Source organism: Thiocapsa sp. (assembly GCF_011390875.1).
Classification (GTDB): domain Bacteria; phylum Pseudomonadota; class Gammaproteobacteria; order Chromatiales; family Chromatiaceae; genus Thiocapsa.
On record NZ_JAABRP010000288.1, the window covers coordinates 1 to 2,889 of the forward strand.

General features: G+C 58.3%; 3 protein-coding genes and 1 pseudogene. 3 read left to right on the forward strand and 1 reads right to left on the reverse strand.

Annotated elements, in window-relative coordinates; translation table 11 throughout:
- Window positions 1–170 precede the first annotated feature (170 nt).
- On the reverse strand, window positions 171–434 hold the full coding sequence (locus tag GPT33_RS17165) for a hypothetical protein (protein ID WP_296811411.1): 264 nt from the start codon (window positions 432–434) through the stop codon (window positions 171–173).
- Between GPT33_RS17165 and GPT33_RS18940 the strand changes: the two are divergent.
- The 3 genes and pseudogenes from GPT33_RS18940 to dnaE all read left to right on the forward strand — a co-directional run.
- Window positions 351–536, forward strand: a pseudogene (locus GPT33_RS18940) (VanZ family protein); the annotation flags it as partial. The gene GPT33_RS17165 and the pseudogene GPT33_RS18940 sit on opposite strands and share 84 nt — an antisense overlap.
- 43 nt (window positions 537–579) lie before the next feature.
- Entirely contained in the window at window positions 580–906 is a 327-nt protein-coding gene (locus tag GPT33_RS17170; RefSeq protein ID WP_296811414.1) for a hypothetical protein, read from the forward strand.
- Window positions 907–1,313: 407 nt separating this feature from the next.
- A partial coding sequence (dnaE, locus tag GPT33_RS17175) for a DNA polymerase III subunit alpha (protein ID WP_296811417.1) occupies window positions 1,314–2,889 on the forward strand: 1,576 nt, incomplete at its 3' end.

Consider the following 2,889-nt stretch of genomic DNA (forward strand, 5'->3'; position numbering starts at 1 on the left):
CTGGCTGTTTTGACTTCCATATGCCAAGGACCGATAGCAGGCCGACTTTTTCAATCCTCATGGTTTCCTCCCCCTGGTTCCGGCGATCTGAAAAAAATAATACGTGAAGTTTTTCACAAATGAATGATAAAAACAATGGTCCTGATTTCCGGTCAACCACCGTGTTCAAATCAGCCAACTGCATTCGGTCGCAGCGTCACATTCCAACACCAAAAAAATATGCATGCAGCGTGAACCGACTTTATCATAAACAATCCGCCCTGGGCTATGCGCTGCTGGTTTACATGACCATCGTGGTGGCCGTGGTAACCCTTATCCCGTTTGAGTTTGACGTGCCGCCACGCCTTCAAATCAGCTTCACCGGCAGTGCTTCCGATGTCTTCACGAATATCCTGCTGTTCATCCCGCTTGGTTTTTTCTTCCAGCTGGCCCATGGCCGCGGCGGGTGGAAACCGCTATTGCTGGCCCTCTGCTTTGGCACGGCGGTCAGTTGCGCCGTAGAGGCCGGCCAGCTCTTTCTGCCGTCGAGATGTTCATCGCCAATCGATGTCGCAACCAACGGATTCGGTGCCTGGCTGGGTGCTGCAATTGCAAACCGATTTTCTAAACCTCACCGAGTTGCAACGCATTTTGTTTGTTTCAAGGTTCATCGAGGTGATCGGGGCCTTTACCTTGCTTGGTTATCTGGTCGCGGAGATGGGCTCCCGGAGGGACGAATCCGCTTCAAATTCGCTTCGCCGTGTGTTCGGTTATGTTCTGGCGTTTGCCATCCTCAGCACAACATTACGGAACTTATTTTCAGAACCCCTTTTTTACCTGGTGGAGGCGGTCTTGTTCACCGCCGCTGCCATGTATGGCGCGATCATCTATCGGCTTCAATTGGCGGCGGTTCGACGCATGCAATAGCAGTAAAAGGACGGACTGGATTGTATTGGCGGTCCAGATGTTCCCCAGCTTCCGGTCAGGATCCTGTGCTGACCGATTATGCCGGTCGCGAAAATTTATCGGGGTTTTTTCGACCAACGGGTGCGATGATACCAATCCCACGGCCAACCCGTGGAATAGCCCTGGTATTGATTTTTTTCGCCAAGTGGATGGATCGGGGAACGGCCCCCGAAGGGTTCCCCGGCACTCGGCGACTGCTTCCGCCGCCCCTGCCCGTCCGCCCCCCGAACTCCCTTGCCGGGCGCCGTCCACAATCGGTTGTTGTGCTGAGGCCGCAACCATGCTATATGTAGACCTCTTTATCGCTATCTGCCTGAATTTTTAGCCGGTTAACCCTCTTTTTGCCCCCGTTGCATACAGGTACCCGCATGCCTTCGCCACCAGACTTTGTCCATCTCCATGTCCACACCCAGTACAGCCTCCTGGACGGCGCCATCCGCATCGATTCGCTCCTCAAGCGCGTGGCCGAATTCGGGATGTCCAGTGTGGCGATCACCGACCACGGCACCATGTTCGGGGTCCTCGAGTTTTATGACAAAGCCTGCCAGGCCGGCATCAAACCGATTATCGGCTGCGAGTGCTACGTGGCGCCGCGCACCCTGCGGGACAAAACCCCGCTGGACAGCAAAGGGGTGACCCACCTGATCCTGCTGGCCCAAAATCAGGAGGGCTACCATAACCTCTGCCAGTTGGCCTCGATTGCCCAGCTCCAGGGGTTTTACTACAAGCCGCGCATCGACAAGACGGTTTTGCGGGCACACAGCAAGGGCCTGATCGCCCTTTCCGCCTGTCTGCAGGGCGAAATCCCGCGCTGCATCAGGGAAAACCGCCTGGATCTGGCCGACCAAGCCGCCCAAAGCTACCTGGAGATCTTCGGCGAGGGCAACTTCTTTCTGGAAGTCCAGCACAACGGGATCGAACTCCAGGAGCGGGTCAACACGGCCCTGCGCGACATGAGCGCCCGCCTCTCGATTCCGCTGGTGGCCAGCAACGACTGCCATTATCTGGACAAGGACGACGTGCGCGCCCACGATGTCCTGCTGTGCATCCAGACCGGCAAAACCGTCCGGGACACCGAACGGTTCAAATTCCGCACCGACCAGCTATACTTCAAACCCCAGGAGGAGATGGCCGCCTTCTTCAGGGACTACCCCGGCGCGATCGAAAACAGCGTCGCCATCGCCGAGCGCTGCCAGATCGGGTTCGACTTCAAGACCTACCACTTTCCCCAGTTCGCCACCGAAACCGGCATGTCGCCGGCGGCGCTCTTCGAGCAGCAGGTGCGCGAGGGGTACGCGCGCGTCATGCAGAAAGTCCGCACGCTGAACCCCGCAGTCGACGAAACCGCCTATCGCGAGCGCCTGGAGTTTGAAATCGCGATCATCAACAAAATGCAGTTTCCCGGCTATTTTCTGATCGTGGCCGATTTTATCCGCTTCGCCAAGGACCACGGCATTCCCGTCGGACCGGGGCGCGGCTCGGCGGCCGGCAGCCTGGTGGCCTACAGCCTGGGGATCACCGACCTCGACCCCCTGGCTCACGGGCTGATTTTCGAGCGCTTTCTCAACCCCTCGCGCTCCAGCATGCCGGATATCGACGTGGATTTCTGCATCAACGGCCGCGAGGAGGTCTTCAAGTACGTCGTCCAGAAATACGGCGGCGGGGACTACGTGGCTCAGATCATCACCTTCGGAAAACTCAAGACCCGCGCCGTCATCCGGGATGTCGGGCGCGCCCTGGACATTCCCCTGCGGGAAGTGGACGCCATCGCCAAGATGGTGCCCGACAAACTCGGGATCAAACTCGACGAAGCCCTCAAGCAGGAGCCCAAGCTGGCCAAGCTGGCCCAGGAGCAGCCGGAGATCGGCGATCTGATTAATATCTGCCGGGTCCTGGAGGGGCTCCCGCGGCACGCCTCGACGCACGCCGCCGGCGTGGTGATCG

Bases quoted from the DNA above. Each gene is read 5' to 3' on its own strand.
- GPT33_RS17165 (WP_296811411.1), bottom strand. From the start codon at position 434: ATGGGCCAGCTGGAAGAAAAAACCAAGCGGGATGAACAGCAGGATATT.